11 protein-coding genes are annotated in these 16,918 nt (G+C 48.8%); 9 read left to right on the top strand and 2 right to left on the bottom strand.

The genetic code is table 11. From position 1 onward, the window contains the following. Nucleotides 1-594 (top strand): dockerin type I domain-containing protein (locus CF651_RS32305; RefSeq protein WP_245855944.1); only part of this gene is annotated, 594 nt, incomplete at its 5' end. Nucleotides 595-887: 293 nt separating this feature from the next. Here CF651_RS32305 and CF651_RS15725 read toward each other — a convergent pair. Continuing rightward, nucleotides 888-2,288, bottom strand: coding sequence for an MFS transporter (locus CF651_RS15725; RefSeq protein WP_094015813.1), 1,401 nt, complete (start codon nucleotides 2,286-2,288; stop codon nucleotides 888-890). A 113-nt stretch (nucleotides 2,289-2,401) separates the two neighbouring features. Here CF651_RS15725 and CF651_RS15720 point away from each other — a divergent pair, with 113 nt between their 5' ends. From CF651_RS15720 to CF651_RS15685, 8 genes are all read left to right on the top strand, one after another. Further along, nucleotides 2,402-3,283: a LysR family transcriptional regulator gene (locus tag CF651_RS15720; protein ID WP_094015812.1), complete on the top strand. Its 882-nt coding sequence runs from the start codon at nucleotides 2,402-2,404 to the stop codon at nucleotides 3,281-3,283. A gap of 104 nt (nucleotides 3,284-3,387) precedes the next feature. Continuing rightward, a complete protein-coding gene (locus tag CF651_RS15715) occupies nucleotides 3,388-4,989 on the top strand; it encodes an extracellular solute-binding protein (protein WP_094015811.1) in 1,602 nt (533 codons plus the stop codon). Between the two features lie 39 nt (nucleotides 4,990-5,028). Beyond that, nucleotides 5,029-7,377, top strand: coding sequence for a helix-turn-helix domain-containing protein (locus CF651_RS15710; RefSeq protein WP_094015810.1), 2,349 nt, complete (start codon nucleotides 5,029-5,031; stop codon nucleotides 7,375-7,377). 417 nt (nucleotides 7,378-7,794) lie between these two features. Then, nucleotides 7,795-8,658, top strand: a complete 864-nt coding sequence (locus tag CF651_RS15705; RefSeq protein ID WP_245855942.1) for an ABC transporter permease — start codon at nucleotides 7,795-7,797, stop codon at nucleotides 8,656-8,658. A gap of 19 nt (nucleotides 8,659-8,677) precedes the next feature. Beyond that, nucleotides 8,678-9,562 (top strand): carbohydrate ABC transporter permease, encoded by an 885-nt coding sequence (locus tag CF651_RS15700; RefSeq protein ID WP_094015808.1) that lies wholly within the window; start codon nucleotides 8,678-8,680, stop codon nucleotides 9,560-9,562. 62 nt (nucleotides 9,563-9,624) lie between these two features. Further along, nucleotides 9,625-11,253 (top strand): extracellular solute-binding protein, encoded by a 1,629-nt coding sequence (locus CF651_RS15695; RefSeq protein ID WP_094015807.1) that lies wholly within the window; start codon nucleotides 9,625-9,627, stop codon nucleotides 11,251-11,253. 28 nt (nucleotides 11,254-11,281) lie between these two features. After that, the gene (locus CF651_RS15690) at nucleotides 11,282-12,322 is read left to right on the top strand and encodes a sialidase family protein (protein ID WP_094015806.1); all 1,041 of its coding nucleotides are present in this window, start codon (nucleotides 11,282-11,284) and stop codon (nucleotides 12,320-12,322) included. A 17-nt stretch (nucleotides 12,323-12,339) separates the two neighbouring features. Then, complete coding sequence (locus CF651_RS15685; protein WP_094015805.1) at nucleotides 12,340-15,483, top strand: glycosyl hydrolase; 3,144 nt, start codon at nucleotides 12,340-12,342, stop codon at nucleotides 15,481-15,483. Between the two features lie 165 nt (nucleotides 15,484-15,648). Here the strand turns inward: CF651_RS15685 and CF651_RS15680 are convergent, their stop codons facing one another. After that, entirely contained in the window at nucleotides 15,649-16,779 is a 1,131-nt protein-coding gene (locus CF651_RS15680) for a glycoside hydrolase family 88/105 protein (RefSeq protein WP_094015804.1), read from the bottom strand. Nucleotides 16,780-16,918 lie beyond the last annotated feature (139 nt).

Raw genomic sequence — 16,918 nt, 5'->3', positions numbered from 1 at the left:
TCCGGAACCAGCACACCGGTGTTGAATCTGACCTTCAAGGTGAAGGCTGGCGTTCAGAACACGGCCGGAACGATTGCGACCACTCAGGCGAAGCTTGGCGTAGCTCCAGAAGGAACGGTCATTCAGGCGGAGCTTAGCAGTAAGAGCATTGCTGTAGGCAAGATTGAAGTGGTTGTCGACAAGACCGCGTTGACAACGGCCATCACGAATGCACAAGGTCTGTACGACGCAGCCGTTGTGGGCACACTGCCGGGACAATACCCGCAGGCAGCCAAAGATGCCCTTGGTGTAGCGATCAATGCAGCCAAAGCGGTCAAAGACAGCTCAAGCGCGACGCAGTCTCAGGTCGACAGTGCGACAGCAGCACTGGCCAGCGCAGTCGATACCTTTAAAGCAGCCGTGATTAAAGAAGTGTCGGCGGACCTTAACAAGGATGGAAGCATCGATGTCGGTGACCTTGCGATGGCTGCTTACTATTACGGTAAGGATTCCACTGGTGCAGACTGGGCAACAGCCAAGATTGCCGATATGAATAACGATAATAAAATTGATATTACGGATCTGGCGTATGTGGCATCCAAGATACTTCAATAAGTGATCCAATCGTTTATTGTGGGAGTACTCACCATGCATGTTGCGTGAAAACCTGAATTGTAGGCGCCCTATCCCGGGAACTAAAAACCCATCATTGGGATAGGGCGCACTAGAAAGAGGTGTGTACAGCGTCGGTGAGAGCTAACCGAATTTATTGGAAAAAAAGCGGCCCTTACCGGGACGCTTTTATTGTTATGACAAGACGTAGCGTAGCGGTATTCCAGATCACGCGACCTCTGCCAATGTCGACTGTAGCTTCAAGCGGAGTTTCGTTAAGACTCTATCGGATTATTTTAGTTGCTGTGTGAACCCGCTTTTTGCAGTTGCCCTGATTTCCTGCGCCGCCAACTCATGAGTACTAAGGATAAAGCAATGACCGCGAGGATTACCCCAAGCAGTCGAAATCCCCCGAAGCTGAACTTTCCTCCAATTACAATCCCTATTAACAATGAAGAGAGAATGGCCCCCAGGTTTCTTGATGTGCTAAATAATCCGGATGCTACACCGATGATTTCTTTCGGAGAACTTCTGAATAAGGCCGCTTGCATTCCGACACTGTTCAAGCCGTTGCTAATGCCGAATGCCGCTAATGCCAAACACACATGAATTACCGATGAAGCTGGATTCAATGTCACGATCCACACTGACCCCAGTGTCATCAGGGTTGCTGCCGTGAGTAAGGCCGGCCTAGGTCCGGATTTATCGATCCATCGTCCTGCTAGCGGAGAAGCAACGAGTGAGCACAAGCCTAAGCTTAACATAAGCATCCCGGTATCGAACTCACTAACATGACGCACGGTTTGCAAGTAGGACGGAATTCCGAAAAAGAGAGCGTAAAAAATGACGTTAACGATCATGAATTCGACATTGACCCAAGTTATCTCAGGATATTTGGCGAATGTGCGCAAAGGAATAAAGGGTGACGCCGTATTGAACTCATGTCGTATGAAAGCTCCCAATATGACGAGTCCTATCAGCCCGATCATGACATAGGTTAACGAGAAATGCCCGGACGATTTTACCGACATGAATCCAACAAGCAGGGGAGTCAGTCCCAATGTAAAAAGCAGGATCCCGGGCGCATCGATCAAGTTCAACCATTTACGCAAGGACATGCTGCTTGCAACGGATGTCGGCATTTCATCCCCTGGAATAAACCTCCAAGAGAATAGAAAGCTTGCGACCACGAAAGGGATATTGACAAAAAAGATCGCAGGCCAATCCCACCAGTGAATCAAAAAACCGCCAATAAAGGGTCCAAGGGCTGCCGATCCCGATTGAAAGATGGTCAGAACGGACAGTGCAGTCGCTTGACTCTCCTTAATATGAATTCGAATAATAGCCATTCCAACGGAAATCATCATGCTTGTTCCGATGGATTGCACAATGCGGAATACGATGAGCCAACCGAAGTTTGGCGATAGCGGAGCTAATAAGGAGGCAGCAAGGGAGACCATCAGCCCGGTAAGAAATATCCTCCTGCGACCGAATAAATCGCTGGCCTTCCCCGCTACAGGATTAGAAATAGCACTTGCAATGTAGAAAGAAAAAATAATCCAGGATATAACAGTAAAATCAAGCTGGAACACATTTTGCAGCCTTGGAATTGCAACAGAAACCATCGATGAGTTTAATGGGTTCAATAGCATCCCAAGCCCAACGGAAATCATCAGCCACTTGCTGCGAGCCTTCATTTTGAGTCCCTCCTATTTCGTCTTGAAGTCATCGTACTTGAAAATAAGTATTTATTCCAACGCATTTTATGTTATGATTTCATTGACTTGAAGGAATGAATGGAGGGGGAGAAATGGAGCTTCTTCAATTGCAATATTTTCTCACGGTAGCTCGATTGGAGCATGTGACTGATGCTGCACGAAGTTTGCACGTTACTCAATCGTCACTAAGCAAAACAATTCAACGCTTGGAGGAGGATCTCGGGGCTCCTCTATTCGATCGCACAGGGAGGAAGCTGCGGCTCAATGAGTTCGGAAGCAGATTCCTTCGACGGGCGGAGAAGGCTTTGTTTGAGTTGGAGCAGGGGAAGCAGGAAATCAGCGACTTATCCAACCCGGACTACGGTACACTCGAATTGGCGGTAACAACCGCAAGCACACTGCCCAATATTCTTCGGGAGTTTCGAAAAAAACATCCCGATATTCACTTTCATGTGCAAATGCTGACTACGCAGGAAATGGTTACGCTTCTTCACCGAGGGGAGGTCGATTTCTGCTTGTCCTCGCCTCCCATACAAGGAGATGACATTGAATGTCAAGTTGTGTTCAACGCCCCCATCCTTGTAGCGGTTCCGAAGGGTCATCGGCTGGCTGACCGAAGCAGCGTACCCTTGACAGAACTTAAGGATGAGTGGTTTGTCGGTGTAAAGAAAGGCTACCGTACCCGCGATTTAATAGACTCCGTATGTGAATCGGCGGGATTTGCACCTAAATATGTGTATGAGGGAAATGAGCCCGCCAGGGTAAATGCTCTTGTGGAAGCCGGCATTGGCATTGGCTTCATCCCAAGCACGGCAATGAATTCAAGGGAACATATCCACTATCTTCGGGTAGAGGAACACGAATTGGCGCTGGAGCTTGCTTTATTACGGAACAGAAGCCGGTATATTTCACGGGCTGCTCTGGAATTTCGCAAGGTCGTTGTAGACTATTTCGAGTCTCTATCCAATTTTTAAACCACATTCGATAAATTCCATAACTTTCTTCAAGTCATTGGCTGTTAGTGATATACTTAGCTTGAATCTTGCTTGTCATTAAGTCTACAAGGAGATTGTCTCAGATGATCAAAGCATGGAGCACAAAGGCTGTCATACTAATAGCAATGGCTGTTATATCAGGTTGTTTCTATATTTTATTCCTCCACGACGATACGAGGCGGACTCAACCGCGGGAAGGGGAGCTGCCGGCTGCCGGTGAACGCACGTTAAAAGTCATGTTTTCCGAGACGGATAATCAGAAGGTACGGGAGAATTCACCGATTCAGCAGGAAATCGCCAAGCGGACAGGCTTTAAGCTGATGTATGCTGCGGTGCCGGTCAGCAATTATAATGATAAGAAAAAGACGCTGCTGACCACGCAAAATGTACCTGATATCATGCAAATCGATAAACAGGACGTGAATGAATTTTCATCAACAGGTGCATTTTTACCTTTAATGGACTATATGAACAAAGGCTTGATGCCCAACTTCAAAAAGCTATGGGATCAGAATCCCGATCTCGTCCGGTTAACGGTGGATGGCCAGCTGTACGGTTTTCCCGCCATTGCACGCGATGAAGCGAAGAACGGCTTTGGTCCGGTCATCCGAATGGACCTGCTGCAGAAGCACGGTTTACCGGTTCCTCGCTCATTTGATGAGCTTCTTGGCACGCTCGCTCGTCTGAAGGAGCTGTATCCCGATTCGGTGCCATGGTCCGTGCGCAAGGGAACATCGCAGCTATTGGCTGCTTCCTCGTATATGTTGGGCAGCGGCTACAATGCAGGCAACGGGATTTATTTCGACAAAGATAAGGGGCAATATGTGTACGGGCCGGCATCCCGGGAATTCAAGAACGTGCTTTCTTTTCTGAATAAAGCGTATACATCGGGGTTATTGGATCCGGATTATGCGATTTTGACCCAGCAGCAGTGGACCGAAAAGCTGACCGGTGGCGAGTCGTTCTTTTTCATCGATAATAGCGGGTTCGGCCTGAACTTTACCAGAGCTTTGCGTCAGAAGCATCTTGAGGCTTTTTTTCAAGTGATGCCGATTCCGGAGTATGCCGAAGGGAAGTCCAGAGCCCGCTTTTATATGAATACGTTTTCAGGAAAAATGTTTGCAATTAGCTCGAAGGTTCAAGACCCCGAGTCGATTGTGAAGCTGATGGACTGGATGTACTCCGAAGAAGCGTTCCGGCTAATGAACTTCGGAATCGAGGGCTTGCATTATACTTTGGACGGCAGTGACCGGCCGGTTTACAAAAAGGAATTCGTTGAAACCTTTATCCATTCGCAACCCACGCCTTATTACGCACTTTACTCGGAGCTGGGCTGCTGTCAGCTTAGCTTTACGCCCTACTATTCCAATACAATGTCTCAGTTCCAGATCGAACGAATGACGGGCACCTGGGACGAGCTCAACGAACAATATTGGAATATTGTCGCTTCCGATCCGGCTTATGAGCCTTTGGCGATGGAGCCTCCGCTGACTAGCCGGGAAGCTGCCAGAGTCAGGGATATCAATACGCTGCTTAACGACAGGTTAGACAAGGAGTTCGATAAGTTTATTATGGGGCTTAAGCCGCTACAAGAATATGATCAGGTGATAAGGCAAGCCCGGGAGCTGGGTGCAGGTGAATTGGAGGACATCTATAACAAGGCTTCGGCCCGGCTGCAGCGATAATATTTCGGCGCATGCTGATAGGAAAGGAGGGGCACGGAGTTGCGCTGGAAAAGCTTCTTCCGCAATAAAGAAAACCGGCTGTATTTTAATATTTTATTTTATTTTCTTACATTGTTGATACCCATCGTGATTATCGGATTAGCCACTTACATGTACTCGTTGTACATCATGAAAAAAGATTTTAACGACCGCATCAAAACAAATCTGCAAAATGCAGCGCAAACCATTGACGGCAAGATGGGGTCGCTGCAGGAAATCAGCTTTAATTTCTTCAGTGATTATACCGTGAGGATGCTGTTAATGCCTCAGGAAATGCAGGATCTGGAGGTCAAAACGGAAGTTTGGCGTCTGCCGAAAATCATTCAGCGCAATGAAAATATTGTTGGCGATTTCACAGATCGCATGTTTGTTTTTATTGATCAAAAGAGCGTCTATGTCAGCGCGGGAGTGAACCGGTTCGATTCATTTTTTAATACGATGTATAAATATGATCATTATGATTTGGCGTATTGGGCGAAAAAGCTGGACTCCGATAAATATATCGAGCTGCTTCCGATAACCTCCGTCAAGCGCGAAGGAATCTATGACAAACAGGTAGTACCGGTCGTCATCCGGGACCGGCTTCAGAGCTATAATGCCGTCATGGTCATCAATGTTGCGTTGGATGCGATAGAAAAGACGCTTAAAGGCAATGCGGTTTTTGCAACGACCCGGTATGTCATTACGGATGGCAATGGGCAGGTGCTGCTGGATCCCGATGAATATATGAAGGATCCGTTATTCTCGAAGATCGCTATAAATGAGCGGGGGGACCAGGTGCTTAAGGGCGAATTGGAAATTGGCGGGAATCTCTATGAAGTGTCGCACGCCAAATCGGCCTTGTACGGTTGGAATTATTACTCCTTCACTCCAATCAGCGAATTCAATCGCCATACTTCTAGCATTCTTGTGATGACTTTGCTCCTGTGCTTGGTGTTAGTGCTGATGGGTGTTGTGTTTTCGTTTGTTTTTAGTTCAAGGATTTATAATCCGATTCGGAATATCCGCAATGTTATTCTGGATAAAAGTGAGATATGGAGCCATGAAGGCCATATGCCGGTGCAGCAGGCTAACGATTTTGAACAAATTCAGCAGGGGATCCGCTCGTTAACTGACTATCATCAGAAATATAAGATGAAATACGATAAGCATACCAATGAATATGTCGAATCTTCCTTTTTATTTTTGCTAAAAGGGCATACCTTAAACCAGGAGGAAATACTAAAGGAGACGCTGCAGGCAGAATTCGGCTTTGATAGAGCAGGGTATGTTTGCTGCGGGGTATCTTTTGATTTTAAGGAGCCCTTTTACCGAGACATTCCGGATACGGACCGGATGCTGGTGATGAACGGCATTATGAAAATCATCGGGACGCTGATCAGTCAGGTAGCACCCGCCTATGTGATGGAGTACAGGCAAAATCTGTTCATTGCAATTATCAATGTCGAGAGCCAGAAGCAGGCATCGGAGCTGCTGCATCCTAAGTTCCAAAAGCTGATGAATCTGTTTCAATATGACATCCATATGTACTACGATATGACCGTGGGAGTGGGTACCTTTTATTCGGAAATTAATGAGATCGGGGCTTCCTACAACGAAGCGATGACGGCCATCGGTAAACGGAACAGTGAAGAACGGTTCCAAATTGTCGATTCCGAGCAGCTGCTGATTGAAAATCGGTTCATCTATTCATTTTTTGATGAGCAAAAAATATGGAACCATTTGAAGCTGGGCCATATAGAGGCTCTCTACGATATTGTAGACCAAATTGTAGCGGTAAATGTGCAGGCAAGTATTTCGTATGACTATTTGGGCTTGCTATTTAAGGAAATGATCACAACCGGGACCCGGTTTCTTGTAGAGAGAGGGATGGACGCGAACTCCATTCCGACGGATGAGAAATTAAGTCTGCTGCTGAATGGTGAGCGAAGCGTGTCGTTCTCGGAATATAGTGAAATACAGGAGGGGATCGTTGCTTATTACGGCCGGATTATCGAGGCGACACAAACAGGGAACGATAGCAAATCCGGCAGTCTCGTTTCCTTAATCAAGCAATATATCGATGACAATTACAAGCAGGATCTTGGACTGGAGCAGATTGCCGGGGAGATGGGCGTCTCGCTCAAATACGTATCCCGAATTTTTAAGGAAAAAACAGGGACGAATCTAACCGATTATATTAATCAGGTTCGAATGGATAAGGCGAAGAAGCTGTTGACAGAGACAGATATGCGTGTGAGCGATATCGCGGAGCATATCGGCATTCCAAGTCGGACTACGTTTCTTAGAGTATTTAAAAAAATGGAAGGCATGGCTCCGAACGATTACCGTTCCATGCAGCGGAAATGAAGGAATAACAGACTTGCCATAAACCACCCGGTTTATGGTTTTTTTTGTTGTGCAGACGAATGAATCAGCTCAGTTTACCTGAGTGAATAGGGGATTCACACGGCCTCCGCGGCCACGAGTGGGACAAATGGTTGGTGGTGGAAATATGAATCAGGCTTCCCTTTGTGGGAAAATTGCATCGTTCGTTCCGGTATCGGCTCTTTTCAGACCACAAGAGCGGTTTCTATAATAAGCTCACCGGGCAGCAAAACGAATGGGTGCCAGGCCCGGATCATAAAGCATCCTATATAACGGGATGAGCTATGTTTACAAACAGGGGGGATTGCTATTAGTCAACAAGAGGCAAGACATGCAGCAGGGTTCAGTTCGACCGGAATACGTCATCCCGTTATTCAGGGAATGGCCAGGAGCAAATATTTGTATGCGATCTTTTTTATTCCGTTTTGTTACTATGTCATCTTCCATTACTGGCCTATGTATGGAATCATTATTGCGTTCAAAGACTACAACATTGTCAAAGGCATCTCGGGCAGCCCGTGGATTGGATTCCATCATTTCGGGAAATTTTTGAAAGACCCTTATTTCTGGAAGCTGATTCGAAACACGCTGTTGATCAACATTTACGAATTGATTTGGGCGTTTCCGGCGCCGATTATTCTTGCGCTTATGCTCAACGAATTGAAACATCAAATGTTCAAGCGAGTCGTTCAAAGCATCAGTTACTTGCCTCACTTTATTTCCACTGTCGTTGTGTGCGGAATGATCGCCAACTTTTTGTCATCAGACGGACTTATTAATCAGCTCATTCAATGGTTTGGATTTCAGCCTGTCAAATTTTTGATGCTGCCGGAATGGTTCCGGACCATCTTCGTCGCCTCTGGCATATGGCAGAGCGTGGGCTGGGGCTCCATTATTTACTTGGCGGCCTTAACGGGAGTAGACGTAGAGCTGTACGATGCTGCCAAAATTGATGGTGCGAATCGATGGCATCAACTAATGAGCATTACACTGCCAAGCATCGCCCCGACCATTTCGATCATGCTGATTTTGAATTTGGGCAGGTTGATGTCTGTCGGCTTTGAGAAAATCATTTTGCTCTACAACGGCTCTACCTATGAAACTGCGGACGTCATTTCGACATTCGTCTATCGAAGGGGATTGCTTGGAAGCGATTTCAGCTATGCTACAGCGGTCGAGCTGTTCCAGGCCGTTATTGGCTTGATATTGCTGTACAGCGCGAACAAAGCATCGAAAAAAATAAGCCAAACGAGCTTATGGTGAAGGAGGCTCCTGCGAACAGATGGACAGACAAGCTACGCTCGCATCCAGGCTTCTGGACGGTATGATTATATTTCTTTTGCTGGTTCTTGTGTTCATTACACTGTATCCGCTTTATTACATTTTTATCGTTTCCATAAGCGATGGCAGTGCGGTAAATCGTGGTGTGGTCAAATTTATCCCGCATGATGTAACGATAGAAGCCTACAAAATCATTTTCAAAAATAAAGATATTTGGCACGCTTACAGTAATACGCTGCTTTACACCGTAGTCGGCACGGCCATAAACGTCGTTTTCACGGCGATGTGCGCTTTTTCGTTGTCCCGCAAGGACATGTACGGACGCAATGTATTTATTTTCATGATAGCTTTTACGATGTTTTTAAGCGGCGGGATGATTCCGACGTATCTGGTGATCCAGAAGCTGGGACTGATCGATACGATGTGGGCTATCGTTTTACCGCCTGCGATTAACACGTTCAACATGATTATTATGAAAACCTTTTTTGAAGGAATCCCCGTATCCTTGCAGGAGTCGGCCTTTTTGGACGGAGCGAACGATATCCAGATCTTGCTGCGGATCATTATCCCGTTATCCATGCCGATCATGGCGACGATGGTATTGTTTTATGCGGTACATCATTGGAACAGCTTCTTCCCGTCCCTGCTGTACTTGAATAGCAAGGACATGTATCCGGTTCAGGTGCTGCTTCGAAATATTGTCATCGCCGGCGAGTTTGCCGACCAGCAAGGGGAAATCGGCAGCGCGGGCTCGAGCTTCCGAGTCGTTGCGGCCAATTATAAATACGCGGTGATCATCATTACCATTATTCCGATTCTTGTAGTTTATCCTTATCTGCAAAAGCATTTTGCCAAAGGGGTCATGATAGGCGCATTAAAAGGCTGATCCCCGGTGAAACGTGAAGCCAAGGAAGCTGATGATTTCATATTTAGGGAGGTTACTTGTTTATGACAAAAACATGGTCTCGTTTTGCTGCGGTGTCTTTGACAGGAATAGCTTTGACAGTTGGTTTGGCCGCTTGCTCGGGGGGAAAAGAAGCCGCTTCGACAGGAAATAGCGGTGACCAAGCGGCAGAAGGAACGAGGATTGCAGAGAAGGAACGTACGGTAAAGGTGGTATTTCCCGAAAACGCCAACCAGCCGGTAAAGAGCAATTCCCCGATTCAGCAGGAAATTCTGAAACGGACGAATGTAAAGCTCGATTTCGAGACGGTGCCGAACAGCAATTACAATGATAAGAAGAAGACGCTGATTGCAACCAATAATCTTCCAGATATTATCCAGGTGGATAAAACCGATTTGAACGATTTCGGTTCGACGGGAGTATTCCTGCCGCTGATGGACTATATGGACAAAGGGCTCATGCCGAACTTCAAGAAGCTGTGGGATGCCAATCCGGATATGGTGAAGCTTACGGTGGACGGGGAATTATACGGTTTTCCGGCGGTAGCCCGTAATGAGCTGAAGAACGGCTTCGGACCGGTTATCCGTGAAGATTTGCTGAAAAAGCATCAGCTGCAGGCTCCCAAAAACTTCGACGAGCTGCTTACCGTACTTGCCAAGCTGAAGGAGCTGTACCCGGATTCCAAGCCATGGACGGTACGCAACGGCACACCTCAGCTGCTGTCGACGACCGCTTACATGCTCGGCAGTGGAGTGAATGGAACCAAAGGCAATGGTATGTATTTCGATAAGGACGTCGATGGAGGAAAATATGTATACGGGCCTGCCACTCCGGCGTTTAAGAATGTGCTGTCCTATTTTAACAAAGCGTATAGCATGGGGGTTCTTGACCCGGACTACGCGATTACAACGCAGCAGCAGTGGACCGAGAAGCTGACCAGCGGCAAGTCGTTCTTTTTTATGGATAACAGCGGATTTTCTCTGAATTATACACGGGATTTACGCAAAACGCAGTCAGATGGCAAGTTCCAAGTGCTCCCGATACCGGAATATGCGCCTGGCAAAGCGCGCGCCAACTATTATGCGACGGTGTTCAGCGGCAAAACGTTTGCGATCAGCGCCAGGTCCAAAAATCCTGAACAGCTGGTGAAGCTGCTGGATTGGATGTATTCGGAGGAAGCATCCAATCTGATGAATTTCGGCATAGAGGGGGTTCACTATACGAAGGACGAGAAGGGCCAGCCGAAATATAAGGAGGATTACGTTGCCAAGTTTAAAACCGCTACGCCGACGCCATACTACGCGCTGTATTCCGACCTTGGCTGCTGCCAGCTTAGCTTCACACCTTATTACACGAATACGATGAGCCAAACACAAATCGAGAAAATGACCGGAAACTGGGACGCGATCAACGACGAGTATTGGGGAATTGTTGCCAAAGACCCGGCATATAACGAGCCTGTAATGGATCCTCCGTTAACCAAAGAGGAAGCCGCGCGTGTTAAAGAGCTGAATGTAACCATAAACACGATGCTGGATCAGGAATATGACAAGTTCATTATGGGTGTAAAAAAGATCGACGAATATGACGCTGTGATCCAGAAAGCACGCACGATGGGTGCCGGCGAACTCGAAAAAATCTATAGCAACGCGCTGGCCAGAATGAAAAAGTAATTCATGACAACCAAGGAGCTGGAACGAGATGAAGATTAAACAGGATACCAAGCAATTTTTATTTGAGGAGGATCGTCCATTTGCCAGCTGTCATGCTTCGACGGTAATCGCTTTCCCGGACGGGGATTTGCTGGTCGCTTATTTTGCAGGGTCCAAAGAAGGGAATCCGGATGTGGGGATCTGGTGCTCCAGACGGACGAACGGTTCTTGGTCCAAGCCATACCTGGTTGCCGATGAACCTGATCTTGTCCACTGGAACCCGGTCTTGTTCCGGCGGGATGACGGGCAGATTGTTCTCCATTACAAAGTGGGCCATCCGATACCCGAATGGTATACGCGGGTTACCGTATCCAACGACGACGGCAAGACATGGAGCAAGCCCGTTGAGCTTGTCCCTGGCGATATCGGAGGAAGAGGCCCTGTCAAGAACAAGCTGATTCAGCTGCAGGACGGAACATGGATTGCGCCTGCTTCTCTGGAAGGGAGATTCTGGGACGCCTTCGCGGATATTTCACCTGATCAGGGATTGACCTGGACAGCTAGCGAACCGGTACCTGTCCTGCATGAATTCGAGGAGGAAGGGGAGTATCCGGCAGGGGCGGAACTGATCCGGGGGAAAGGCATCATTCAACCGACGGTGTGGGAATCCGAACCCGGACATGTGCATATGCTGGCCCGAAGCACAGCTGGATTCATTTACCGGAGCGACTCCAGCGACTCGGGCCGAACGTGGTCACCTGCTTACCGTACGTATTTGCCGAACAATAACAGTGGAATCGATCTGGCGAGAATGGATAACGGAGTGCTTGTACTGGCTTATAACCCGATCGGTATGTACAGGGGACCGCGCACCCCGCTGTTGCTCAGCTTCTCCCTGGATAACGGAGAGACATGGGAACAACTGAAAGTATTGGAAGGTGAATATACTTCTTATTCGGTTCCAATCGAATACGGCGAGTTTTCTTATCCCGCTGTTATTGCTCAAGGAAACCATATTCATGTCACCTATACTTGGAAGAGAGAACGCATTGTGTGCTGGAGCATGGAACTTGAATTTGATGAAAGCTGATGAGGGAGTGGCATGGGATGAAGGAACAGAAGGCTCTGAAGAAGGACTTCTCGAATCCGCCGGCAGCATACCGTTCGATGCCCTTTTGGTCATGGAATGACGCATTGTGCGAGGAGGAGCTGGTACGACAGATCGAAGATATGAACGAGCAGGGGGTGGGAGGATTTTTCATGCATTCCCGCGAGGGGCTCGAAACGGTCTACATGGGAGAGGAATGGATGGGAGCCGTCAAGGCTTCCGTCTCCCGTGCGGAATCGCTCGGCATGCACGCCTGGCTCTATGACGAGGATCGCTGGCCATCCGGGTCGGCCGGGGGCAACGTGCCGGCCCTCGGGGACGAGTACCGTGCCAAAGGCCTGACTATTGAAGTGACGAGAGAGGCCTTCGAGCCCCATCCAGATGTGATCGCCTTGTTTAAGGCTGAACTTGACGGGATGCACTTGGGGCGATGCGATAGACTGTCGCTGCATGAAACTCCCCAATTGGCTACCCGCGAGATGCTTCTCGTATTTCGGATCGAGGTGTCGGCTGCAAGCGAATGGTTCAATGGAGAAGCGCCGCCCGACAGCATGAACGAAGAGACGGTCTCCCGATTTATCGAAATGACATATGAGGTTTATCGTGCTGAAATCGGTGAACAGTTCGGGAAGACCGTCAAAGGCGTCTTTACCGATGAGCCGAGCGTTCATGACAGAAACTGCCGGTTTACGCCCGGGCGGGGCTGGCTGCCTTGGACTTACAGGTTTAAGGAATACTTCATGAAGCAAAGAGGATATGATCTTACGGATCTGCTTCCTTATCTTTATTTTGACGGGGAGCATTCTTCAGCCGCACGTCATGATTATTGGCGAACCGTCTCGGAGAAGTATTGTAATGCCTACTCCAAGCAAATCAGCGAGTGGTGCGAGCGGCACGATCTTGCTTTTACCGGACATTATTTGTGGGAAAGCGCACTGGGCGTGGCCACAAGGGTTAGCGGGGCCATCATGCCCCACTACCGGTACCAGCATGTGCCGGGTATCGATATGCTCTGCGAGCAGACGGATGAATATATGACCGTCAAGCAGTGTACCAGTGTAGCGAACCAATTTGGACGCAAATTCGTCATTTCCGAAACGTACGGATGCGCCGGATGGGAATTTACTTTCGAGGGCCAAAAATGGATGGGGGATTGGCAGTATGTGCTTGGCATTAATGTGCGCTCGCAGCACCTTGCTCAATATTCGATCCGAGGCTGCCGCAAGAGAGATTACCCGCCGTTTTTCAACTACCAGACGAACTGGTGGAAATATAACCGCGTCGTAGAAGACTATTTTGCAAGAATCGGGCTCGTTATGACGGAAGGGAAGCCTATCCGGGATATCCTTGTGCTTCATCCCGCATCAACGGCATGGACGATGCTTGGAACGAATCCGTACGGAAGCGAGTCTCGAGGAAAGGATCGGGATATTCCCGGTATAGACGAATACGGATATTCATATAACGATCTGTTGAAGCTTCTAGCCCACTCCCATTACGATTTTGATCTTGGAGACGAGACGATTATGGCGGAAGCCGGAGCGGTCCGTGACCGGAAGCTTTATGTGGAACAAGCGGGGTATGCGCTTGTAATCCTGCCGCCAATCCGTACGCTGCTGCAAAGTACATACGAGCTGCTTCAGCAATATTTGGATGCAGGGGGGCGGGTCCTTGCGCTGACACCCGGAGCCGAGATGATTGAGGGCCGCGCTTCCGCAGAAGCGGCAAAGCTGTATGAGCATCCGGGGGTGACTGCTGTAAGCGGCCAGGAAGAAGCGATCCGCGAGCTGGAGCGGCTCATGCCGCGGCTGGTCAGCATACAAAACACGTATGGCGCCGAAGCGCCGGAGCTCCTGTACTTGCTTAAGGAAACGGACTCATACTATTCGTTATTCGTTGTTAATAATGACCGCTCACGCTCGATTGACGCCACTATCTTTATAGGTGCAGCCGGCCGGCTGGAGCAATGGGATGCGCTGACAGGCCGGATACAAGAGATAGCGGCGGTGTCGACCGCGGATAGAGGAATTCGCTTTCATGCTCATTTCGGTCCGGCTGATTCCCGGCTGTACGTCATTTATAAAGAGCAGTCGCCTCTAGAGTCTTCTGCTGAGGTACCGGCAGCCGGTGAGGCCGTAGCGTCAACAGCTGTGCTTGCCGCAATTACGGACACAGCGGGCGCTGCATTGATGCAGGCTTTCGGGCCTGTATTCCGATTCACCCGGACCATGCCCAACGTTCTGACGATCGATACGTGCCGCTATCGGATCGGCAATGCCGAATGGTCCGCGGAAGAAGAGGAGATATGGTCCGCACAGCGCAGAATACGCGAGCAATTGGGCATGCGTCAGATTTATGCTAACGGCATGACGCAGCGTTACAAATGGATTCATGAGCCGCATCCGAAGAATGGTACGCCGGTCGCCTTTCGTATGACCTTCGATGTAGCGGAGCTGCCTGCATCCGGTGTCGAGCTTGTCATTGAGGGTGCCGAACATTACCGTATCCTGCTTAACGGTATCGACGCTTCCCATCCACCTGCCGGCTGGTTCGTCGATCGTTCCATGGACCGTGTTCCTCTGAGCGGAATCGTACAAGGGCTCAACGAGCTGGAGCTTCAATGCTTGTACCATCAGGCGATGGAAGTAGAAGACGTATATCTTATTGGGGATTTCGCAGTGAATCCGGACAGACGCATCGTGAAGGAACCGGAATTCCTTCGTGCAGGTGACTGGTGTCTGCAAGGCTACTTTCACTACAACGGAAGCATGGTCTACCATGCGGATTATGAGCATTTTACGGAATCGGATCGAAGGATTATTCTTGAGCTGGGGGATTGCTCGGCCGTGACGACAGAAATCCGTGTGAATGGGCAAAGTGCAGGGCATATTCCTTGGAAATCCGCGGACGGAGTGGATTTGACTCCATTATTAGTTCAGGGTTCGAATCGTCTTGAGATCGAGGTGATGGGAAGTCCGAGAAATATGTTCGGACCGTTTCATCAAGCGCTCGGGAGCAGCCCGACGACAAGCTGGGAGTCCTTTCGCAAGGAAGGCAAGGAGTATACGCCGCAATATCTTATTCAGCCGTACGGATTGCTCGGGCAAGTCAAGCTTTGGTCCGTAACTGACGGACGGCTCTAGCATGTTCGAGACGCAATGTGTCATGCATTGAGAAAAGGGGACCGACGTTTATTCCGTCAGTCCCCTTTTTAAGTAGAAAGTATAAGTTTTACAACCTTCGTTTACCTTAACAAACGCATGCCATCAGCAAAGATGGCCAAGCCGTTTATCCTTGGATCGGTTAAATTATTGCCCCGTTGCTTGCGCCTGACTCATTTCCACACACATGAGAATAAAGGCTCCGGCGCCATGCAGATCATTCTCGCTGGTAGGCCGGGCAATATAGTGGGCGTAATCTCCGATTCCTGTGCCGATGCAAATCTGGCCAATGATGACGTTGCCGTTTTCATCGAACTTCAACGTATCAATAACGCCCTGGTAGCCCTTCCAGGCATATTCCATATACTTGGCGTCCAGATAGCCGAAGCGAACGGCTTTGGCAATGGCATGAACGAATAGGGCGGTACAAGAATTTTCCAGCCAATTATCCGGCCGGTCGGCTTTGTCGACAACCTGATACCATAAGCCGGTGGAGGCATCCTGGTATTTCGTCAGGGCGACGAGAAGGTCTTGAAGGATCGCTGTCAGTGCAGCCTTATCCTTATGATTCGCAGGCAGGTGTTCGAACATTTCCAGCAGGGCGACAGGATACCAGCCGATCGCGCGGCCCCAGAACTCCGGAGCCAGGCCTGTCACAGGATCAGCCCATGCAGCTTCTTTGGTTTCATCCCAGCCATGGTACAGCAGGCCGGTGTTAGGGTCCTTGGTATGTTTCTCCATCAGGATGGCCTGGAAGGTCATCATATCAAAATATTCGCTTTCGCCGAAGGTTTTGCCGAATTGGACGGCAATCGGCCCCGCCATGTATAACCCGTCCAGCCACATTTGATTCGGGTAACGCTCCTTATGCCAGAACCCGCCCGACGGGTTGGTCTTCCATGACTTTAACAGAGGTACAAGCGTGTGCAGCGCTTTCTTATACCGTTCGTCCCCCGTTTGCTCATACAAATTAAAGAGCAGCACGCCCGGCTGAATATCATCCAGCTCGTCGGCATTGTACTTTTTGATGCTGCCATCCGGGAGAATCTGGCTGTCTACCCAGCGTTTGAGGTAATCATAATATTTGTTGTTCCCGGTCTCCCGCCAGCATTTCTCCATCCCGGAAAGAAAGACGCCTTGGTGGTAATGGAAACGGTCCGGTGGAAGCAATTCCGGTTCGAATTTGAACATCAATGCCTCGCAGGCCTTCTCAGCCCATTGAATGGGGGACAGCGTCTCCCGTACTTCTCCCTTGGTATTCGATTCTGAAACATTCATCGTTTTTATTCCTCCCGTCTTGTACTTAAGGCTATATTAGCACAGCAATATGTACATTTTTTGCAAAGATGGCCTCATTCTTCTTATATTTTGCAATAATTGTGCAGTGGCGTATAATAAGAAGAACAAAACAAGGGAG

It is taken from the genome of Paenibacillus rigui, from assembly GCF_002234615.1.
Lineage (GTDB): Bacteria > Bacillota > Bacilli > Paenibacillales > NBRC-103111 > Paenibacillus_S > Paenibacillus_S rigui.
This window is presented reverse-complemented; position numbering and strand designations above follow the sequence as displayed.